At 52.3% G+C, this 22,502-nt stretch carries 16 protein-coding genes and 1 riboswitch; of the genes, 7 read left to right on the top strand and 9 right to left on the bottom strand.

All coding sequences use genetic code 11. From position 1 onward, the window contains the following. A partial coding sequence (locus ACO0LK_RS20525; protein ID WP_422978318.1) for a hypothetical protein occupies positions 1-316 on the top strand: 316 nt, incomplete at its 5' end. Between the two features lie 169 nt (positions 317-485). Here the strand turns inward: ACO0LK_RS20525 and nrdR are convergent. Then, entirely contained in the window at positions 486-938 is a 453-nt protein-coding gene (gene nrdR, locus ACO0LK_RS20520) for a transcriptional regulator NrdR (RefSeq protein ID WP_186950872.1), read from the bottom strand. Positions 939-996: 58 nt separating this feature from the next. Then, positions 997-2,247 (bottom strand): serine hydroxymethyltransferase, encoded by a 1,251-nt coding sequence (glyA, locus tag ACO0LK_RS20515; protein ID WP_422978316.1) that lies wholly within the window; start codon positions 2,245-2,247, stop codon positions 997-999. A gap of 91 nt (positions 2,248-2,338) precedes the next feature. Further along, positions 2,339-2,483, bottom strand: a riboswitch (ZMP/ZTP riboswitch). A gap of 132 nt (positions 2,484-2,615) precedes the next feature. Here glyA and ACO0LK_RS20510 point away from each other — a divergent pair. The 6 genes from ACO0LK_RS20510 to ACO0LK_RS20485 all read left to right on the top strand — a co-directional run bounded on the left by ACO0LK_RS20510 (position 2,616) and on the right by ACO0LK_RS20485 (position 11,252). Beyond that, positions 2,616-3,368 (top strand): SDR family NAD(P)-dependent oxidoreductase, encoded by a 753-nt coding sequence (locus ACO0LK_RS20510; protein ID WP_422978314.1) that lies wholly within the window; start codon positions 2,616-2,618, stop codon positions 3,366-3,368. Positions 3,369-3,537: 169 nt separating this feature from the next. Next, the gene (ybgC, locus tag ACO0LK_RS20505) at positions 3,538-3,936 is read left to right on the top strand and encodes a tol-pal system-associated acyl-CoA thioesterase (RefSeq protein WP_422978312.1); all 399 of its coding nucleotides are present in this window, start codon (positions 3,538-3,540) and stop codon (positions 3,934-3,936) included. A 68-nt stretch (positions 3,937-4,004) separates the two neighbouring features. Next, a complete protein-coding gene (gene tolQ, locus ACO0LK_RS20500; protein WP_186950876.1) occupies positions 4,005-4,700 on the top strand; it encodes a protein TolQ in 696 nt (231 codons plus the stop codon). A gap of 16 nt (positions 4,701-4,716) precedes the next feature. Beyond that, positions 4,717-5,160, top strand: coding sequence for an ExbD/TolR family protein (locus ACO0LK_RS20495; RefSeq protein WP_422978310.1), 444 nt, complete (start codon positions 4,717-4,719; stop codon positions 5,158-5,160). A gap of 10 nt (positions 5,161-5,170) precedes the next feature. Further along, complete coding sequence (locus tag ACO0LK_RS20490; RefSeq protein ID WP_422978308.1) at positions 5,171-7,054, top strand: autotransporter assembly complex protein TamA; 1,884 nt, start codon at positions 5,171-5,173, stop codon at positions 7,052-7,054. Between the two features lies 1 nt (position 7,055). After that, a complete protein-coding gene (locus tag ACO0LK_RS20485; protein ID WP_422978306.1) occupies positions 7,056-11,252 on the top strand; it encodes a translocation/assembly module TamB domain-containing protein in 4,197 nt (1,398 codons plus the stop codon). A gap of 93 nt (positions 11,253-11,345) precedes the next feature. Here the strand turns inward: ACO0LK_RS20485 and ACO0LK_RS20480 are convergent, their stop codons facing one another. The 7 genes from ACO0LK_RS20480 to ACO0LK_RS20450 all read right to left on the bottom strand — a co-directional run bounded on the left by ACO0LK_RS20480 (position 11,346) and on the right by ACO0LK_RS20450 (position 22,355). Then, a complete protein-coding gene (locus ACO0LK_RS20480) occupies positions 11,346-14,234 on the bottom strand; it encodes a M16 family metallopeptidase (protein ID WP_422978304.1) in 2,889 nt (962 codons plus the stop codon). A 137-nt stretch (positions 14,235-14,371) separates the two neighbouring features. Then, positions 14,372-15,181 carry a hypothetical protein gene (locus ACO0LK_RS20475; RefSeq protein ID WP_422978302.1) on the bottom strand — a complete coding sequence of 270 codons (810 nt, stop codon included), beginning with the start codon at positions 15,179-15,181 and terminating at the stop codon, positions 14,372-14,374. 130 nt (positions 15,182-15,311) lie between these two features. Continuing rightward, positions 15,312-15,821: a DUF2867 domain-containing protein gene (locus ACO0LK_RS20470; protein WP_422978300.1), complete on the bottom strand. Its 510-nt coding sequence runs from the start codon at positions 15,819-15,821 to the stop codon at positions 15,312-15,314. Further along, positions 15,818-17,176, bottom strand: coding sequence for an ABC1 kinase family protein (locus tag ACO0LK_RS20465; protein ID WP_422978298.1), 1,359 nt, complete (start codon positions 17,174-17,176; stop codon positions 15,818-15,820). Before ACO0LK_RS20465 ends, ACO0LK_RS20470 begins: the two co-directional genes overlap by 4 nt. After that, complete coding sequence (locus tag ACO0LK_RS20460; RefSeq protein ID WP_422978296.1) at positions 17,173-17,916, bottom strand: TetR/AcrR family transcriptional regulator; 744 nt, start codon at positions 17,914-17,916, stop codon at positions 17,173-17,175. The genes ACO0LK_RS20465 and ACO0LK_RS20460 overlap by 4 nt, the downstream gene beginning before the upstream one ends. A 537-nt stretch (positions 17,917-18,453) precedes the next feature. Further along, entirely contained in the window at positions 18,454-20,700 is a 2,247-nt protein-coding gene (locus ACO0LK_RS20455; protein ID WP_422978294.1) for a helicase C-terminal domain-containing protein, read from the bottom strand. Beyond that, positions 20,697-22,355 carry a VRR-NUC domain-containing protein gene (locus ACO0LK_RS20450; RefSeq protein ID WP_422978292.1) on the bottom strand — a complete coding sequence of 553 codons (1,659 nt, stop codon included), beginning with the start codon at positions 22,353-22,355 and terminating at the stop codon, positions 20,697-20,699. Before ACO0LK_RS20450 ends, ACO0LK_RS20455 begins: the two co-directional genes overlap by 4 nt. Positions 22,356-22,502 lie beyond the last annotated feature (147 nt).

Genomic DNA, 22,502 nt, shown 5'->3' with positions numbered 1-22,502 from the left:
CATCCCGAACAGGACCGTGAAACGATTACGCGCCAATGATAGTGCTGCAACCAGTGTGAAAGTAGGTTATCGTCAGGCTTTTATTCCGCAGACCCCCGCTCAGTTAATGAGTGGGGGTTTTGCTTTTGCGCGGACGGAATATCACCGCGTAAAACAACTTCAAGAACGTAGCGCTTCTTCAATGCGTAGGGTGCGCTGCGCGCACCGCTCTCCTGGCGCTCAAGCGTATCCTGATCACACCGCACGGCGCTTCAAACAACGACTCCAGGCTCCAGCCTGCGCTGGAGCGACGAATTTAAGGCTAACTCTTTTGTAAGCGAGTCTCTGTGCTGGTGAGGGGCTGCTTCACACTGCCAGATCCTCTTTCATTTCTCTGTGACTCTGTGTCTGTGTGGTTATCGGTCTTGCAGCTTTTACGATCCGACAGATAATAAAAAAGGAGCCGAAGCTCCATTGAAATTTGTATCAGGCGAGGTTAAAAGAGCTTAGCTCTTCTTGACTTCCTGTATCGCCTCTGCAAATTCCGATACATCTTCGAAGCTTTTGTAGACAGATGCAAAACGGATGTAGGCGATTTTATCCAGGCGTTTTAATTCGCGCATGACCAGTTCGCCGACGTGGCCGGACATGACTTCGCGTTCACCGCTGGAGAGCAGTTTTTCTTCTATGCGCTGGATTGCTGTTTCAACAGCTTCTGCAGAAACCGGGCGTTTGCGCAAGGCGAGCATGAGGCTGGCGCGCAGTTTGGCGGTTTCGTATTCGGTGCGGCTACCGTTTTTCTTGACGATGACGGGCATCACCAGTTCGACCCGTTCATAGGTCGTAAATCGTTTATCGCAATCGGCGCAGCGGCGACGGCGGCGGATCACATTGCCTTCTTCTGAAACACGGGTATCGATAACCTGGGTATCGTCATTGTGGCAGAAAGGGCATTTCATAGAGTTAGCCTAAAGTTTAAAAAACGCCACTCATGGAGTGGCGTTTTATTTCGCTGAATTATGCTTCGTAGACCGGGAAAGCATCTGTCAGTGCTTTGACACCGGCTTTCACACGTTCAATGGTGGCGGCATCATGCGGATTTTCAAGTATGTCTGCAATCAGGTTACCGACTTTTACTGCTTCAGCTTCTTTGAAGCCGCGTGTCGTCATGGCCGGGCTGCCCAGACGGATACCGGAAGTGACCATTGGTTTTTGCGGGTCATTCGGAATACCGTTTTTGTTGCAGGTAATGTGGGCAGAACCGAGGATGGCTTCTGCTTCTTTGCCTGTCAAACCTTTAGGACGCAGATCAACCAGCATGACGTGCGATTCCGTGCGACCAGAAACGATACGCAGGCCACGTTCGGTCAGGGTAGTTGCCAGGGCTGCCGCATTTTTAACAACTTGTTCCTGGTAAGCCTTGAATTCTGGCGACAGGGCTTCTTTGAACGCTACTGCTTTACCGGCGATGACGTGCATCAGCGGACCACCCTGGATACCAGGGAAGATGGAAGAATTGATTTTTTTGGCAATTGCTTCGTCATTGCTTAGGATAATGCCGCCACGTGGTCCGCGCAGGCTCTTATGGGTGGTGGATGTCACCACGTCAGCAAACGGTACCGGATTTGGATAGACGCCAGCAGCAATCAGGCCAGCATAGTGGGCCATGTCAACCATGAAGTAGGCGCCAACTTCTTTGGCAATTTTTGAGAAGCGTTCAAAGTCGATACGAAGCGCAAATGCAGATGCACCAGCGATGATGAGTTTTGGTTTGGTTTCACGCGCCAGTTTTTCCATGGCATCGTAGTCGATATCTTCTTCTGCGTTGAGACCGTAAGAAACGACGTTGAACCATTTGCCGGACATGTTCAAAGGCATGCCGTGAGTCAGATGGCCGCCTTCAGCCAGGCTCATGCCCATGATGGTATCGCCCGGGTTCAACAGGGCAAAGAACACGCCCTGGTTGGCCTGCGAGCCCGAGTTTGGCTGTACATTGGCGAAATTGGCATTGAACAATTGCTTCAAACGGTCAATCGCCAGTTGTTCGACCACGTCCACGTGTTCGCAACCACCGTAGTAGCGCTTGCCTGGATAGCCTTCGGCATATTTGTTGGTCAGTTGGGAGCCCTGAGCTTCCATGACGGCTGGGGAGCAATAGTTTTCAGACGCGATCAACTCGATATGTTCTTGTTGACGGACGTTTTCCTTTTGTATCGTAGCAAACAGTTCTGGATCTACGTTGGCGAGGGTATGATTTTTTGCAAACATGGCGGTTCCTGATTATTCCTGTTAATAAACAATTGATTGATGTCAATGAGGTGTCTGAAACGGATAGGGGGCAGCCTCATTGCTTTTACCATCAGGCTACCCAGGCGCACGGCTGGAGTCAGGTTGACTCCGAAATCTCACGCTTCCCGATGGATCTCCATCTTTGGCCGGTGTGATGCGTATTCTGCATACCCTGCAGTGCAGGTTCGGCCGTTTCGCCAGTCACGTGAGACGAAATGGTGCATGGATTTTACGTGATGACGTTTGAATGGGCAAGTGCAAGCCTGCCAAATACATGCCTGTCCATCGTAAATGCTGCATGTGCATTAAAATGCCGGTATTCATCCATCACATTGAAGGAAATCAGCATGATCGTATTGATTACAGGCGCAAGTTCCGGTTTTGGCGAAGAAATGGCGCGCAAGTTTGTCGTCCAGGGCCATAAGGTGATTGCTGCCGCCCGTCGCGCAGAACGACTTGCCGCATTGCAGGCTGAACTTGGCGCGGCCTTATTGCCGGTCACGCTGGATGTCACCAGCAAGGATTCTATCCGCCAGGCGCTGGATGGCTTGCCGCAAGACTGGAAGCAAATTGATGTACTGGTCAACAACGCCGGCCTTGCTCTCGGCACTGAACCTGCGCATCTGGCCTCACAGGATGAATGGGACACCATGATAGACACCAATACCAAGGGGCTGGTGACGGTGACCCGTGCTATTTTGCCCGACATGGTGACCCGTGGCAGTGGTCTGGTCATCAATATTGGCTCGATTGCCGGTTCCACGGCGTATCCGGGTGGCAATGTATATGGCGCTACCAAGGCTTTTGTTGATCAATTTACCAAGAACCTGCGGGCTGACCTGGTTGGTACCGGCGTAAGAGCGACGAATATTGCCCCTGGCCTGTGTGGCGGCACCGAATTTTCGAATGTGCGCTACCGTGGCAATGATGATGCCGCAGCCAAGGTCTACGAGGGCACCGTACCGCTGACAGCCATCGATATTGCTGAAACGGCTTACTGGATTGCCACCTTGCCGTCGCATGTGAACATCAATCATATAGAAATGATGCCGACCTGCCAGGGATATGGCCCATTGACCATCAAGCGCACCACATCCTGATGGCCGGATGGCTTTTGTGATGCGTAACCATGTTGATTCAATAGCAGATCAGCATGGTTTCAGTCGTTCACTGCAGAAGCAGTTTACAATGATGATTTCTATGATAACTTTTCCAGTGGATTGCTGTAGTTTGTTGTAGTCCACTCATTTCCCGCTAAAGTTTTACACCATGAGCAAACCGTTTGAATGGCAAGTGCGGGTCTATTATGAAGATACCGATGCCGGTGGTATCGTTTTTTATGCCAATTATCTGAAGTTTTTTGAGCGCGCACGGACCGAATGGTTACGCGCAGCCGGTGTGAACCAGCAGAATATGGCTGACCAGCAGGGATTGATGTTTGTCGTCAAAGCCACGGCAGTCGAGTATCATGCACCTGCCAGACTGGATGATGAACTTAGGCTGACGGTTGTAGTCGAAAAGCTGGGCAGGGCATCAGTACAGTTCGAGCAGCAGGCCTGGTGCGGCGAACGCCTGTTGGCCAGCGGCAAGATCAAGGTGGGCTGCGTGGATAAGGCGAACGTGCGTCCGGCGGCCATTCCTGCCGATGTCCTGGCAAAGATTGCCTGAAGAATATCCGCCTGACGGATTGCAGCATGCCATCAGGCTTACGTTTTTTGTTTTTTACTTGATTCAATATGACTGTTACCCAAGATCTCTCATTTTTAAGCCTGATTACCAATGCCTCCATCCTGGTGCAACTGGTCATGTTGTTGCTGTTGGGCGTATCCCTGACCAGCTGGACATATATCTTCAGTAAAATGTTTGCCATCAAAAAAGCGCGTGGGCAGACGGAAGAATTCGAACGCAATTTCTGGTCTGGCGGCAATCTGGTGGATTTGTATGCGGCGGCTACCAGTAATCGTCGCACGGGTCGTGATACGACAGGCGCGCTGGAACGTATTTTTGAAGCCGGCATGAGCGAATACCATAAGGTGAAAACCGCCAACAAGGCGTCGCTGGATGCCGGTGCCATGCTGGACGGTGCACGCCGTGCCATGCGTGCTTCTTACCAGCGTGAAATGGACTTGCTGGAATCCCATCTGTCCTTTCTGGCATCGGTCGGTTCCGTCTCGCCGTACATCGGTTTGTTTGGTACGGTCTGGGGCATCATGAATTCTTTCCGTGGCCTGGCCAATGTGCAGCAGGCGACGCTGGCTGCGGTGGCACCAGGTATTGCCGAAGCCCTGATCGCAACGGCCATCGGCCTGTTTGCAGCGATACCGGCGGTGCTGGCGTACAACCGCTATTCGCACGACATCGACAGGCTGGCGATTCGTTTTGAAACCTTCATCGAGGAATTCTCGAATATCCTCCAGCGTCAGTCACGCTAAGAGGAAAGAGGTCAGCATGAGTACCCTGCGAGGCGAACGTAAACGCAAATTCAAGGCAGAAATCAACGTCGTTCCCTACATCGACGTGATGCTGGTGCTGCTGGTGATTTTCATGGTGTGCGCACCAATGACCAATCCCAGCGTTATCAATCTGCCGACAGCCGGACAATCGACACAACCACCAACCGATTACATAGAAATTACCTTGCGCCCGGATGCGCCTTCTACCATCAGCATCAACAGCAAGGCCGGCAACAACGGCAATAATCGCCAGGACAGCAAGGAAGAAGCAAAAGACCGCAAGCAACTGATGCAGAAACTGCGTGAGTTCCATGATGCCAAACCTGAACTGTCGGTGCTGGTTTCGGCCGACAAGGGCATGCTCTATGATGAAGTCATACAAGTGATTTCAGAAGCGAAGAAGCTGGGTATCAATCGTGTTGGACTGGCAACCAAGTGAGCGATCACTGATGCAGATGACACTGCGTACTTCTCTTGCAATATGGTGTGCCCTTGGGTTGATTGGCACAGGGCAGGTCAGGGCGCAGCAGGTGGCAACACCGGTGGTCGCGCCTGCCCCTTCAAGCACGGTTGCGCCTGCAATCGTTCCAGCACAAGACAATGCCGACATCGATACTGATACTATCGTCAGGGCCAGCAGTGGGCGCTTGCAATTGCAGGCCCCCAAGGCCGTGTGGGCGGATTTGTTAAGGCAGCATATTCCCGAATTTGCTGCCAGCGCCGATGCACAAAACATTACCCCTGGGCTGATACGAAAACTGCGTCTGGATATCAGCGGTATCCTGGCAACGGAGGGCTATTTTTCGCCTGAGATACAGTTCGATAATCTCGATAGCACAGATACCCCCGCAGGCACTGCCAAACTGATACACGTGACGGTAAATGCTGGCGAGCGTACCGTCATTGAGAATGTCTCGCTTAAAGTGCTGGGCCCGATGGCTGATGCCATAGATGCCGGCGATCAGCCATCGATCAAGCGCAGGCGTGCCTTACAGGAAGACTGGGGACTGGCAGTCGGGCAACCATTTCGTGAAGCTGACTGGACCGATGCCAAAAACCAGTTGCTGGAAAGCTTGCGTGCCGATGCCTATGCGGCAGCAGCGCTGACATCTAGCGAAGCCAAAATAGATGCCGATGAACATCGTGGCATCTTGCAGGTCGATGTAGACAGTGGCCCGGTGTTCACCCTGGGTGACGTCCGGGTTACCGGCATGCAGCGCTATCCCTCATGGCTGATAGACCGTTACCAGGCGCCTAAAAAGGGTGAGCCGTATTCACGCTCGCGTCTGCTGGATTTTCAGCGCGCCTTGCAGAATTCACCTTACTTTGCCACTGTTACCGTGGGTATCGACCCCGATCCTGAGAAAGCCAATGCGGTACCAGTAGATGTCAACGTGGTGGAACGACAGGCGCGTGACCTGAGCTTTGGTCTGGGTTACAGCACCAATACCGGCTATCGCAGTGAAGTTGCCTATCGTGATCGCGATATCCTTGGCAAGGCCTGGGATTTACGCAGCGCGGTAAGGCTGGAGCAGCGCCGTCAACTGGGATACGCCGACATCTATTTACCGCCGCGTGAAAATAATTATCTGGATTCTTTCGGTGTGCTGATAGAACGCGAGGATATTTCCGGTGTGCTGACCAACCGCCAGTCTTTGGGTGTCAAGCGGACCAGTACACGTGGTCATCTGGAACAGCGTCTGGGTTTAAATGTCGTCCGGGAAAAACTGACAGTTGCCGACACCCCCGATGAATTCCACCGGGCGCTGGTCGCCAGCGTGGGCTGGACCTGGCGTGATGTTGATCAGCCGTTTGATCCGCGCAAGGGCGAGATATATCAACTGGATCTGGCTGTGTCAGAAAAAGCTTTGTGGTCAGATCAGCGTTTCGTGCGGGTCTACGGCAAATACCAGCGCTGGATACCGGTGCGCAAGAATGACAGCATCATCCTGCGTGCTGAAGTAGGGAATGTATTTTCTACCAGTGGCGATGGTATTCCTGAAGACTATCTGTTTCGTACCGGCGGCAGTACGACCGTGCGCGGTTATGCCTATCAGAGCCTGGGCATACAGAACGCGACCAGTACCCGTGGCGGGCGTGTCATGACCACCGCCAGCGCAGAATATGTACACTGGCTGTATCCCGAATGGGGCGCAGCCACATTTATTGATGTAGGCAATGCGGCAGATACCTGGCGTGAATTGAATCTGCGCCAGGGCATGGGTGTGGGGGCACGTTATAAAACCCCTGCCGGGCCGATAGCACTGGATCTGGCGTATGGTCGTCAGTCCAAAAAATTCAGGCTGGATTTTTCCATCGCGATCGCATTCTGACATGACGACACCCGAAGCAAAAACGACGGCAGCAAAGATCAAAAAAAATCGCTCGGTGCTGGCGCGTCTGCTGCTGGCGGCCTGTCTGTTTTTGCTGTTGCTGGCTGTGACTCTGACCATCCTGCTCACCTGGGCCAGCAAGACGGAATCAGGCACCAGAAGCTTGTTGGCAGTCACCGAAAAAATCAGTGGCGGCAGCCTGCAATTTGAAGGCATCAAAGGTGCGGTGGGAGATGATCTGGCCATCGATAAGTTCAGCTATAAAAGCAAGACGCTGGTGATCGAGGCGAATGCCGTCAGCCTGCAATGGCGTCCTGCTGCCTTGTGGCGTCAGCAGGTGGATATTCCACGCCTGCAAGCCAGTTCATTGCGCATTGCCAGTCTGCCTGGCAAAGACCCGGCCAAATTGCCGATTGATCTCAGCCTGCCATTTACCCTGGATGCACACAAGCTGGCGCTCGGACATTTGTATATTGCGACCTTGTCAGAAGATGGCAAACAGCGCGAAACCCTGGTGCTGAGCGCACTTAGTGGCAGTCTGCATTTCCAGGACCGGCAATACCGGCTGGTGGCCGGTGTGACCAGCCCATGGGGACGGGCAGAAATGCAATCCTCACTGGCCAGCCTGCGTCCTTATAAACTGAATGGCCAGTTCAGCCTGCAGGGACAGGTACAGCAAGACATACCGGCATTGGCATTGAAGGGCAGCGTATCTGGCAGTCTGCAAGAATTGCAACTGGCATTGCAAGCCCAGGCCGCAGAACAGAATCAGCACAATGCACAATTGCAGGGGCAGGCCCAGGCTAGTCTGACGCCTTTTGATGCACCGTATTTACGTCAGTTGAATCTGGATATCCAGCATTTTAATCCGGCTGCCTGGCAGGCAGCAGCACCGCAGGCTGATTTGCGTTTGCTGGCCAGGCTGAAACCGGTAGGTGACAAAAATGCGACCGGCTTCGTACTGACGGGCGATGTCAGTGCCAGCAATGCGCAGGCCGCAGCCATCAACAAACAGGGCTTGCCAGTACAGTCACTGACTGCCAGGCTGCAACTGGAAGCTGATCGCCTGGCCTTGCAGGGGCTGGCCGTGCAATTGAATGGCAATGGCAAGTTGCAGGGCGATGCACGCCTGAGCTGGGCTAATGCTGAACTGGCGGCGGATGTGCAACTGAGCTTGTCCAATGTGGATTTGGCGCAGATAGACCAGCGCCTGCATGCCAGCCAGATCAAAGGCAAGCTTTCTGCCCAGACTGACAAGGACAAAATCATCCACTTGCAGGCCCAATTGACGGACACCAAAGCCAGCCTGAAGGCAGATGCCACTTACCACGGTGTGACGCAATTGTTTAGTCTCGACAAATTTGATCTACAGGCAGAAGATGCCCATTTGCAGGGATCTGGGGATATTGCTTTTTCTGGCAAGCAGGCATTCAAACTCAAGGCCAATCTCAGCAATTTTGACCCGGCTCGCTGGATAGCCACGCCCGCCGGCAACCTGCAGGCGGCCATCAGCTTGCAGGGAGAAATCTCACCACGGCTCAATCTGCAAATCAGCGTGCCGCAACTGCAAGGTCAATATGCGGGGCAGGCAGTGCAATCCAGTCTCGACCTGCAATGGCTGCAGGACCAGCAAGTGCGTATCAAACAGCTAGACCTGCACTGGGGTAAAAATACCCTGACGGGACAGGGTAACTGGGGTGCCGCAGATGATGTGCTGAAACTGAATCTGGATGCGCCGGAATTGAATCATTTCAATCCCTTGCTGAGTAACTGGCAACTGGCACTGAACGGTGCCTTGAAAGCCGATATCAGCCTGCGTGGCAAGTTTGCTGAGCCGGCAGGTAGTCTGGACGCGCAGGCCCAGCAATTGCGTATTAAATACGGCAGCCGCGAATGGACGATCGCCCAGCTTAAATCCAGGCTGAACCTGGACAATGGCAGCAAGGGTAATTTTGACGGCGACATCGTGGCCAGCCATATTGGTGGCGATTTGCCTGACTTTAGCGTTAGTCCTGTGGCCACTAATTCAACACAGGCGTCAACACAGGCATCAGCGTCAGTACCAGTGCCAACGCCAGCACAGGTCAAAGCACAGGTAGCAGCAGACAAGATAAGCGAACTGCGTCTGCAACTGAAGGGCAGGCGTGATGCCCATACCATCACGCTGGAAAGTACCTTCCCGAATCGCCAGACCTTTGGCCTGGGGGCGAATGGCAGCATGCAGCCGGATGCAAAAAATGCGCAGGGCTGGAGCTGGAATGGCCAGTTGCAGGCACTCAGCCTGAATGGCAAGCCGGATGTAAAAATGCAGGGCAGCGCTCCCCTGCAATTGTCCTCACAGTCAGTGCGCCTGGGTGCCTTGTCATTGCATAGTGAACTGGGCAGCCTGGTGCTGGAAGAACTGGAATGGACACCCGCTGCACTGAAAACCAAAGGCCGTATCACCGATGTCAGGGTGATTGATATTGCCAATCTGGTGCGACCGCAATACGCCGTTACCGGCAACCTGAAACTGAGCGCGCAATGGGATTTGCAACTGCGTGATCATGCGCAGGGCGAGATTAAAATACAGCGCCAGAGCGGTGATTTGCGTTTCAACGATCCGGATGGTACAGGCAATTCTGTCGCCCTGGGCATACGCGACCTGCAATTGCAGATGATGGTCGGTGGTTTAGTGGCCGGCACCGATGGCGAAAACCTGGCATTGACCATGAATGCGGAAGGCGCACGCCTGGGTAGCTGGAAAGTCAAGGCCAACACCTTGTTGAGCAAACAGGATGGTGCCTGGACCATTGCCCCGTCGGCAGCTTTGAATGGCCAGGCCACGGCAGCAATACCTGATCTGCAATGGCTGGGACCGTGGATCAATCCTGGCCTGGTACTGAAAGGAAAGCTGAATGTCGATGCGCGGCTGATGGGCACCGTAGGCAAACCTGCTTACCGCGCTGACCTGACAGGTCGCGAGCTGGAAGTCGCCTTCGCCGCCGAGGGTTTATTGTTGCCAAATGGCAGCCTGGATGCACAAATTGAAGACACCCACCTGAAGGTCAGCAACCTGCAGTTTTCCAATACCATTACCAGTGTGCCACGCCATGCGCTGTTGCAAGGCATGGAACTGGTTGGACAAAAAGGTGAATTCAAAGCCAGTGGCGATATCGACATGGGCAAGGAAACCGGCAGCATACGGGCGCAGTGGCAGCATTTCCCCCTGTTGCAGCGCAAGGACAGATGGTTGGTGGTGTCCGGCAAGGCTGATATCGTCGAAGCCAATAATATCTGGAGCCTGACCGGCAAGGTGGATACCGACGGCGCCTATTTCAAACTGCCTAAAATGCCGCCGCCAAGCTTGTCCAGCGATGTGGTGGTGACCCGCAAGAGCGATAAGCTGGCAGTAAAGACCAATGACAGCGAAGCACCGAAAAAAGGTTTGAAGACCCGTGTTGATGTCAGTTTCGACATGGGGCCACGCTTTGTGTTTGTCGGACGTGGGCTCGATACAGGGCTGGAAGGCAGTCTGCGGCTACGCTCCATCGACGGCAGCCCCTTGCAGGCAACAGGCTCCATCAGTACCGTCAGAGGCGCGTATGAGGGATATGGGCAGCAACTGGCGATAGAGCGTGGTATCTTGAACTTCCAGGGGCCACCGGCCAATCCAGGTTTGAATATCCGCGCCTTACGCCGTGGCCTGGCGGTAGAAGCAGGGGTAGAAATTGTCGGCACCGTCGCCGCACCACAAGTTCGCCTGGTGTCTGAACCCGCGGTGCCGGATGCTGAAAAATTGTCATGGCTGGTTTTGGGACGCGGCGCTGATCAACTGGCTGGCAGTGATGCATCTTTGCTGATGTCGGCTGCATCGGCCATATTCGGTGGTGACGGCAGCCGCAATGTACCGCGTGATATCGTGCAGGGCCTGGGCTTTGATGAATTTTCCATCGGTTCATCATCCGCCAATAATACGACCCGCCTGCCGGGGCAAACCGTGGCTGGCTCTACCGGCAATACCACCACCAGTACCGACCAGGTGGTCAGCGTCGGCAAGCGCCTGATGCCGGGCCTGGTTTTGTCGATAGAACGTGGTCTGGCAGATGCCAGTGGCGGTATCAAACTCAGTTGGCAATTGACGCGCAGGGTCAGCATTATTGGACGCACAGGTACTGAATCGGCGGTGGATGTGAACTACACGTTCTCGTTCAATTGAGTGCATTATGGTTGCGATCAGTAATTCGCAGCATGTAAAAAAGCCAGGCTTGCTTGCAAGCCCGGCTTTATTTTTTCAAGGACTGAACAGTGTCTATTTATCTTTTTTATCTTCCGGATACAAGACCACCTGTACATAATTTTGCATATTGAAATAACGATTGGCGGCATCCTTGATCTGGTTGGCATTGACCGCCTTGATGCGTTTTTCTGTCGTTAATATCGATTCAGGATCAGTCTGGTACAGGGTTGCCGTTTGCAGATGATCCAGCCAGCTTTCATTGCTGCGCAAGTCAACCTGGTGGTCTTGCAGCCAGGCCTGTTTGACCTTGTTGACATCTTCTGCTGAAGGGCCTGCTGTTTGCAGTTTCTGTATCTCGGCAAACATGGCGGCGATGACCTTGTTCACATTGTCTGGACTGCAAGGCAAATCGATGTCTATGCCATATTGCATCTGCGGGATTCTTTGTATCGAACCATTGACGCCACCGCTATAAATCAGGCCCTGTTTTTCGCGTATGACATCGATGATCTTCAGGTTCAGCACGTCCAGCATGGCATGGAAGCGGGTATTTTCTTCCCTTGAATAGATGGCTGGTCCGGTAAAGCTGATGGATATGATACTTTTCGCTTCACTGCCAACCTTGACATCTTTTTTGACGATGCCGCGTACCGGCTGGATTTTCAGATCCTGATAGCCGGTCTTGATATCTGTCGCAGGCAGGCTGGCCAGGTAGGTGGCGATCAGTGGTTTGATTTTGTCGAGATCAAAACTGCCGACAAAAATGAAGGTCAGGTCTTTGGCACTGCCATATCTGTCCTGGAAGATTTCCATACTGCGTTCCAGGTCCAGCCTGTCAAAATCTTCGACCTTGGCCTGACGCATGACACGCGGATGGTTTTGATACAGTGCAGTGACAACCGCATCAGAAAAAATGGTTTCCGGGCGCGCCCATGAGTTGCGTGCCAGCTCTTTCTGGGTATTGATGAAAGACTGGTACAAGACCTTGTCTTTGCGTGGGCTGGTCATGCGCAGGTACAGCAGTTGCAGCATGGATTCAAGATCGTCATTGCTGGATGTGCCACCGAAATTTTCAGTGTAATTGTCGATGGAAGTTCTGACGGTGGCATATTTACCGGCCAGTGTTTCCTGCACATCCTTGGCGCTGAAGTTACTCATGCCCATTTCCCAGACGATAGGATTGGCATACCAGGCATTGTAAAAATCCTGGTCACCATACACAGACATGCCACCGAAGCGTCGTGCGCTCATCAAGATCTGGTCGCTCTTGAAATCAGTTTTCTTGAGGATGACCTTGACACCATTCGACAAGCCCAATTCAGTCAGACCCAGCAGTTTGTTTTCTTTTTCAGACACGATCGTGCCCGCAGCGGGCGGGCTATTCATCAGCGCGCTTCTTGATTCTTTTTCCTTGTAGGCCTGGATGGGGCGATTTTCTGCCTGGCTGGCAAATCTCAGCAAATCAGCTGTACCGGGAACGATTTCACCTGCCTTGTCGGATCCTACATAAAACACCAGTTTGGTGCTGTCATCCGGGGTCGCCTTCCTGGCATACTGATCGAGTTCTTCCAGCGTGATGCCTTCATAAAATTCCTTGAAATAGGCATACTCATTTTTCAGCCCGGGAATGGGTTCTGCATGCAGGAAATTGCGTATGTATTCACTGGCGAAACTGGAAGACAGCGAGTTATTGCGCTCGTTGTACATGGTTTCGTATTCGCGCGCCTCGATTTTCTTTGCTCTTTCAAACTCGGCAATGGTGAAGCCAAAGCGGCGGATACTGTTTTTTTCCTGTACCAGGGCATTCATCGCCGCCGATATACCCGATTGTGACAAAACCGCGGCGGACATGAAGGATTCATAACCTTCCACGACCTGCTCAGTGCCGGCAGATGCCCCCAGGAAAGGCGGTTGCGCCTGTTCTGTCAGCGCGCTCAGGCGTCTGTTGAGCATGGATTTATAGACGCTCTTGATAATATCCTGCCGGTAATCACCTATGGTCAGACGTGGGGCGATGGCTTGCAGAGGGTAACGTATCATCAGCAAGTTGTTGGTTGCTTCCTTGTCGGTAATCACCAGGGCCTTGGAATCGACGTTTTTAGGGATGGTGACCGGCAGGCGAGGGCGTGACGGCACAGGATTTTTAAGGCCCGAGAAATACTCGCGTACCATTTGCTCACCTTCTGCCGGATCAATATCACCCACGACGATGACTGCCATCAGGTCCGGGCGATACCAGTCGCGGTAAAAACGGCGCAGCGCATCATATTTAAAGGTTTTGATGATGTCTTCCTTGCCTATGGGCAAGCGATCGGCATATCTGGAACCGTTAAATACTTCGGGCAGTAATTGCTTGCTCATGCGGTCATCTGCACCTTTACCCAGACGCGCTTCTTCCAGGATGATGTCGCGTTCCTTATCGATATCCGGATTTGTCATCTTGACGCCCTGGGCCCAGTCGGCCAACACCTGGAAGCCGGTTTTCAGATAGGCTTTTTTGTCGGTCGGTATCGGTAGTACATAGACGGTTTCATCGAAACTGGTAAAGGCATTCAGATCCGCACCAAATTTCACACCGATAGATTGCAGGTAGGAAATAAGCTGGTTTTTCTTGAAATGGGTAGACCCGTTAAACGCCATATGCTCGGTGAAATGCGCCAGCCCCTGCTGATCATCATCTTCCAGCACCGAACCCGCTTTCACGACCAGACGCAACTCCACTTTCTTGCGTGGCGTGTCATTCTTTTGAATATAGTAGGTCAGGCCATTCTCAAGCTTGCCCAGCGTCAATGCCGGATTGACCGGAATCGTATCGTTGAGATTGATTGCTGCCATGGCTGGCAGAGTGGCAATGCCGAACAGCAGGCAGACCGTCAGTCTGGATGAACGTTGGAAGAGCGCAGTGAAATATGACGGCATGTGATCGATAGTGCAAAAAACAATCAGTGTACCTTGCGCCATGATTTCGAGTGAAATTTCGTGTTGAAATTGCGCAGCACTTCAGGTTTTACTCATGAGAATGATTGTATTTTGATTGAATGTTGATCGGATTGATATTCGCTTTGCAATGGGCAGAATCTCATATTCTTTTGCGCGGCTTAGCTGCCACCGCAGCCCCCACCGCAGCCACTACCACAACTGCTGCCGCAGCTTGATCCGCCTGCATCGCAACCACCAATGCCAGCATCGCAGCTTGCGTTACTGCCGCCGCTACCACAGCTACCACCACCGCACGACGAGCCAGTACTGGCCGCTTTCGCTTGCTTCTTCATCATTTCCTCATACGCAAGGTTTGAAATCAAGCCGGCTGCCAGTAGTTGAGCGGCATCGAAGCTTTCCGGGTAGATGGCTTTGCCTTTGTCTGTACCCCGCGCATTCATGTGCCGAAAACCTATCCGTAAGGAGGTGGCAAAGTAAGAATACCCTTCTGGCATGTGCAATTTACGGTCCAGGGCAAACAGGCGTGGCAGGGATGAGCTGCCGGGAACGTGGCGTTCTGCCAGTTGTGCCGTGATCAGGCAGTTGGCCAGTGCGATATCCATTTCGTTGGCCATCTGTGTTGCTTCAACATGCGGTATCGCACGGCCAAAGTGCTTGATACAGAAATTATCCAGATGGATGGATGACCAGCTGTTCCAGGCATGCCAGACCGAGTCAGCCGCCTTGGATGGCAGGGCACAGGGCTGATTGCTGCGGCGGACATAATCGAAGAACATCATCAGCCCTTCAGTGGCGCGGGCAAAAAAAATGGCATCACTGGGGATGCCGGGGAATTCATATTTTGCTTTTGCCTGCCAATACAAAAACACTGCATTGGGAACTTCACTTAACTGACGCTTGTAAGCTGACAACTCGGTGATATGTGCTGCACGCAGCATCTGATATTTTTGTTTTAATTGACTTAGCATAGTCTTTAATCTCCTTTTCTCTTTTGTTTTAGTGATTTCATCTTAGTAGAGATTTATGACAATTGCATGACAAAAAAGATGGTGGAAAATACGTATATGATTTACCTCTCATCTCAGAGATGATGGAAACTTATGCTCTGGATAATACCGCTGGTGCAATCACTTTGTGCGCCGGGCCAACGAACAGCATATACGCCCGCCCCAGATTATTGTGTACATGCACAATAGTGGTAACAGCAATGCTGGGTTGACCATCCCTGATCTGCTTTGACACCGAAACTTTGACATCCAGATGCTTGTCAGAGTCGCAGAATATGACTTCTTCGTCTGACTTGTACACCAATGAGAATATCCCTGCGCGGTCGCCTACCTGATAGGCTTCAGCCGGCTTGTTTTTATTCAGCGCCTTCATCCCGCCCAGGTTTTTCAAACCAAACAAGCCGACCACACGATTGCGTACACCCATCAGGGCATTGACCCAGGCTGGTGTCCGTGCAAAGGTATCCATATAGATTTGCATGGCGCTTAATTCAGTATGATCAAATGGCATTTGATAGCAATCATAAAAATAAGCACCTGGCAGGTCTTCCGCGATTTTGCTATTGCTGGGAACCCTGGTTTCCATGACATTGTTTTTCATATTGATACTCCACATTGGGCGTATGGCTGTGATCGCGTCCAGGCGATATCCGTGTTGACGATAGCGCCCATTTTTTTCAGCATATTCATCAGGCCCAGATAGGCGCGATCAAAATACGGCACGTCTTCATGCCAGCCAGCCAAAATACCTGCCAGCACCTTGCTGTGCTGGACATTGATGGTTTTGGGGTAGGGCGATTTGTTGCTGAAGTCAAAGTGCGTGCTTTGAAAGGCTTCTATCTTCCAGGCATGCAATTCTGCCAGTGCCGGTATGACGCCTGTATCAAATTCATTTTGCGTGACTGCATCAGAAAACAGGCCCAGGTCAATATAGGCCAGGCGCAAAAGGCGATTGCGTTCGGTTTCATCCGTCATCAGCAAGGCACGCCAACTGCTGGCCATGGCATTGGAACAGGTGCTGGATATGTTGTTGGTACAACCAAAATCCAGTACCGCCAGACGTCCATCCGGCATGAATAAAAAATTGCCCGGGTGCGGGTCAGCATGTACGCGGCCCAATTGGCAAACACTGAACCAGAACCAGTCAAACAGCAATTGCCCGAAATGATTGCGCTGTGCCTGATCCGGCGCTGTCGCCAGCCAGGCATCCAGGTGCAGGCCATTGAGCTTTTCCATCGTCAGGATGCGCTTGCTGGACATGGCGTCTATGCATTTGGGGATGACGATGCCGGGCAAATTTACATGTTGACCAAACCAGTGCAGCTGTGTTGCTTCATGTTCATAATCCAGCTCTTCACCCAGCTTGACTTCCAGCTCATTCATGAAGCGGTCTATCACTTCCTTGCGTGGCAAGATAGTGGTGCCTATGGTCATGGTTTGAAAGATACCGCGCAACATGCGCAAATCACTGCCTATGGCTGCGGCAATGCCTGGGTATTGCACCTTGACCGCCAGTTGCAGGCCATCTGCCAGTTGCGCATGATGTACCTGCCCCAGACTGGCTGCGGCAAAGGCGTGCGCATCAAACTGTGCATACAAATGTTCTGGTGCCTGCCCGAATTCACGTTGAAAAACTTTATGGATCAGTGCACGATTCAAAGGCGTGACCTGGTGGCAGCCTTTGGCCAGTTCACGGCGTATGCCTTCGGGCAAAAAATCGGCTTCCATGCTCAGCAATTGCGATACCTTGAGTGCACTGCCTTTTAACTGATTGAGTGCCTTGAAAAGTATGCGCCCCAGTTCCGCTTCATGCTGTTCTTGCGCAGCCTGTTTGTCATCGTCACTGCGCAACATTTGCCGTGCCTTGTGACCCAGCTTGCTGGCGCCAGCCTGTGCCAATGCCAGGCCGGTGATGGCAGTCCTGCCCAGCTTGCTGGCGGGCGGCGCCTTGTTCATCGCGCATCCCCCAGGCCACGTCCCAATCCATTCTGCACGAGCTTGACCATTTCCAGCAGGCCAGAACCATTCTGCATGATGCGCGACAGTTGATTGCGCAGCATGAAGCTGGCAAGTTCTGTCACCTTATTGACGATACCGCTCTTCAAGGCCATGACCATTATCGCCAGCGTCATGTCCACCAGTTGCGTGGTGTTGGAAAATTCTTCCGACTCATCCTTGAGCCAATATGCGATGACGGCAAACAGATAATCACCAAACAAACCACCGATCAGGTTTTTGAAATCGCAGGGCGAGATATCGCCGCGCTGTTCAGCTTCTTCCAGCAGACTTATGATTTCCTGCTTCAGGGTTTGCTGGCCAGGCATATTGTCGCGCATCATCAGCAGCGGTGATTTGCCAAAGATGTCACGCGTGATTTCTACAAATTCACGGTCACCCAGCAAAAGTTCCAACAGGGCATCCACCAGCCTTTGCAGTTTTTCTTGCAGGGTAAATTCTTCCCAGCCTGGCGTTTCTTGCACCACTTCGAGGGTGATGTCTATGCATAATTCATAGTAAGCCAGCAGGATCTTCTCTTTGCTGGGGAAGTACTTGTAAATCGTTGCATCACCAATGCCTGCGTCGCGGGCAATCTGCTTCATGGTGGTGGCGTCATAGCCTTTTTCAGTGATCAGATCAACGGCAGTACGGATCAGATTACGCCGGGTTTGCTCTTGCTGGGACTTGGAAGTTTTCATAATCGAGACGAACTTCTATAAAAATGGTGTTTTAGTTCCATTAATATATACATTGTTTCGTTAAATAACAAGGTTTACTTGTTTAATGGAGGGTTTGTGTTGATTGGGGTGGGATTTGAATGAGGTAAAGCTTGGGCTATGGTCTTGCCAGGTTACGCTTCACCAGCCCCACATTCGGCGCTTCAACAACGTATTCATTTATTAAAGGCTGAGCATTGAACTTTTGCTGTGTAGCCAGGATATGCAATTTAGATCAACGAACGCCGCTGGGCTCCTGCCTGCGCAGGAGCGACGATTTATAGGGCGTGAGCAAAGATATAGCTGAGTTTGCTAGGATCAATGAATTTTGTATCTAATGCGTGCATACCGAGTTGCGCGAATGAATACAGGCCCAAAATCCGTCGCTCCTGCGCAGGCAGGAGCCCAGCGGCGTTTGTTGATTAACAGAAAACTATTTAAAAGAGTTCAATCAAGTTTGCTGCACTACAAATGAGAGATTATTTTTGAGCACAAACTTAAGCTCTATTAATTCACCGCCTACCACTCCGGCAACAAAGCCCGCACATCACCACGCCCAAACCGGTCATCAATCAAATACACCACACCCCTGTCATCCGTTTGCCGTATCACCCGCCCCGCAGCCTGTACCACTTTTTGCAAGCCAGGGTACAGATAGGCATAGTCATAGCCTGACCCAAATATTTTATCCATGCGCAATTTGATCTGCTCATTGATGGGATTGAGTTGCGGCAGGCCCAGCGTGGCGATGAAGGCACCAATCAGGCGGGTGCCGGGCAGGTCTATGCCTTCACCAAAAGAACCACCCAGCACGGCAAAGGCAATGCCCTGGCTGTCTTCGGTAAATTGCGCCAGGAAATCTTCACGATCTGCTTCATTCATGCGCCGGGTTTGGAAACGTACCGGTATATCCGGGTGCAACTGGATAAAGCTGTTGCTGACCTGGGTCAGATAATCAAAGCTGCTGAAAAACGCCAGATAATTACCTGGCTGCGCATGGTACTGCCGCGCCATCAATGCCACGATGGGTGCAACAGAATATGCCCGGTCGGCATAGCGCGTTGAAACGCTATCCACCACATGCACCTGTAACTGATCCGCAGAGAAGGGCGATTCCACATCTACCCAGGCGGTAGTATCTGGCAAACCCAGGGTATCGCAATAATAATTCCACGGGCTGAGTGTGGCTGAGAATAAAGCTGTTGTATGGCTTGCCGTAAAGCGCGGCGTTAAAAATGCAGCCGGTACGATATTGCGTATGCATAACGTCGATGTGCCAGGTTCTTTGCTGATTTTGCTGATATCAAACAGCGAATGATCAGCAAAGCTTTCTGCCAGGCGGTTGAACAGCAGGGCATCCAGATAAAACTGCTGCAAATCAGGTGCCAACTGGCTAGGGTTGTCGGCAAAGTAAAGGCCGATGTCTGTGCACAGGCGGGTTAACGCTGTTAGCAGTTTTTCTGGTATTTCGGCATAGGCCTGGTAATCAGCTTCCTGCTCTTTTTCCAACTGTAGCCATGCGCGATACAGTCTGTCTAAAGATTTTTTGAGCGCTGGTGGTGGTGTCTTGCGCAAGCGTTTCAGGCTGTCACGCTGCAATTCTGCACTATACATCTGGCGCGCCCGTGTCACCATATTATGGGCTTCGTCCACCAGCACGGCCACGCGCCAGTCATTCACGACGCTTAAGCCATACAGCAAAGCGTAGATGTCAAAATAATAGTTGTAGTCACCAATGATGACATCGGCCCAGCGTGCCATTTCTATACCCAGGTAATAAGGGCACACCTGGTGCGCCAGGGCGACGCTGCGCAAGCCTTCCTTGTCCAGCAATTGCTGATCAACAGCGGCAGCACGGGCCGCAGGCAGCCGATCATAAAAGCCTTTGGCCAGTGGGCAGGCATCACCATGACAGGCGGCTTCAGGGTATTCGCAGGCCTTGGTTTTTGCCACCAGTTCCAGCGTACGCAGGTTCAAAGTTGGGGTACTGTTTTGTATGTTGGCCAGTGCATGCAAAGCCAGTTGCCGGCCTGATGTCTTGGCTGCCAGATAAAAAATCTTGTTCAGCCTGTGTTCTGCTGTGGCCTTTAACAGTGGAAACAAACTGCCTATGGTCTTGCCTATGCCGGTTGGGGCTTGCGCCAGCAGGCAGCAGCTGCGCTTGCTGGCCTTGTACATGGCCTCAGCCAGTTGTCTTTGACCCGGCCTGAATGTCGCATGCGGAAAAACCATGTCTGCCAAAGCCACATCCCGCCCAGCACGGTGAGCCACTTCCTGCTCTGCCCATGCAATAAAACGGCCACACAGCAGAGCAAAAAAATCTGCCAGCTCAGCAGCATCAAGCGCCTGCTGCAATACTGTTTCTTTCTGGTTTTGTATATTGAAGTACACCAGTGCCACGCTGATCTTTTGCAAGCCCAGCTTTTGGCACAACAAATGCCCATACACCTTGGCCTGTGCCCAATGCAAATGCCGGTGGTTGTCCGGCATGGTGTGCAAGTCACCCAGATAGGTTTTGATTTCTTCTACCTGTTTCAGATCGGGGTCATAGCCATCGGCGCGGCCACGCACTTGCAAATTGCTATGCTGGCCTTCAAGTTTGACTTCGCGCTGGTAACTGCTGTTTCTGCGCAAGGCCACTGTCGTATGTCCGGCCATGCCTTGCTCGGCAGTGGGGGAGGGTGTAAAGCGCAAATCCAGGTCGCCCTGCTTGGCCGTGAACTCGCACAGCGCCCTCACGGCTATGGTATAGCCGTCAGCATTCACTGATCAGCCTCTTGCCATTGCAGATAACATACTGTGACAGGCATGCCATGCGTGGCACAAAAATCCAGCCAGCGCTTCTGGTTGTCCTGCAGCTTGTCACCTGGGCCCTTGACCTCTATCATCTGGTAACGCTGCTCTTGCGGCCAAAACTGTATCAGGTCAGGGAAGCCGTTACGGTTAGCCCGGATATCGAGCAGGATACGTTCGAAACTATGCTTCAAGTGTTGCGGCGGTATGCATGTCAGCGCCATGTCCAGCAAATCTTCAGACAAACTACTCCAAAAAACAAAGGGTGATTGCAAACCAGATTTGGTGACATAAGCGTCGCGTATGGTCTGGCGGTAAGCACCTGTATCAAGCTGCGCAAAACAGGCAGCAAAATCGTCTGCCCGTCGCACCTGGAAATCGGCACTCAACAAATCCGCAGGCCCGCGATGAAATGGATGAAAAAAAGCTCCCGGTATGGCCTTGAAAATAGCTGGCCAGCACAACAAGCCAAACAAGGAATTGATGAGCGCATTCTCTACATAAAACACCGGCGCTTCATCGCAGCTTAAATGGTCACGCACCACATATTCGACCACATAATCTTCTTGTGGCAAAGGCAGGCGCAAGACCAGTTCTGTAGGCGCAGTGCTGTTCGCCGCAACTACTTTAGCCAGGCCCAGCTTGCGACAAAGGCGCGGGGCTATGCGCAACATTTGCTGGTGTTCTGCCTCGCTCTCTGGCGCTTGCTGCGCCAGTGTCAGTAAATCAAATGCCGCCTGGGCTTGCCCGCTTTTTTCCAGTACACGTATGGCACGCAAACGTGCACCAGGGTAAGTGCAGTCTGCATAGACCTGCTGCGCTAGCGCCCAGTCTTTTTGCTTTTCTACATGTTCACCAATCTGATACAGCAAGCGGTTACGGCGGCTGACCAGCCAGGCATTATCCAGCGCATGCAAGCCAGTGGCAGCCAGTTGCGCCAACACATCGGGCACTGGCTGCGCCGCATGAAAGGCTTCACGACAGGCATGCAGGGCCAGGTAAGCGTCGATATCGGCACGGCTGCCAAAGCCACGCGACGCGGCAGAAAATTCCACCTTTTCATACTGAAAAATACCCAGGTCAGACAATACAAATTCTGACCAGTCCTGATACAGATTGCCAAAAAACAGCAGCCGCAACCGGTCGCACAAATCCTTGTTCAGCACCTGGTAGGCGACATCATCCAAGCTTGCACACCAGCCAGAAAATGCCTTACTGTCAGTATGCTGCTGGCCCAGCAACGCCAGTTGATCTGCCTTCTGCAATTTCTTTTCAGCAGGCGACATGGCAAAAGCCAACGCCAGTTCCGGTTTTTGCAGTAAATCAAACAAGCCAGCAATATCAAGCGCAGGATCAGACTGCACCCAGCCGACATCCACCAGCGCCTGCATGGCCGCACGGGTATCACCAATCTCGGCATAATTGAGCTTGCTTGCTCTGAACACATAACCCTTGCGCATCACCATACGCACATACAAGGCACGTGAAGCCTGTGGCAAGCGGGGAAACTGGCTAATAAAATCCTGCTCATCCGCCACCAGCAAATCCGCATAACGCTCAGCCACCCAATCCAGCACAGTCTGGAAGTTTTCAAGATAGTAAAAGGGGTTGTCCAGATTGGCAAGCATGGGGGGAGGGTAAATAGCGTTTAAATAACTGTATATGCATACAGTTTATCCCAATGTTGGACACTGGGCAAACACCAGGGATTACAATGTAGCCTTGCAACTCCTTCCCCTTCAAGGGGAAGGCAGGGATGGGGATGGGTTTCCATC

Source organism: Undibacterium sp. Ji49W, assembly GCF_049340205.1.
In the GTDB taxonomy this organism is placed as follows: Bacteria; Pseudomonadota; Gammaproteobacteria; order Burkholderiales; family Burkholderiaceae_D; genus Undibacterium.
The sequence above is the reverse complement of the archived record's forward strand: the minus strand, read 5'-3'. Positions and strand labels throughout refer to the sequence as shown.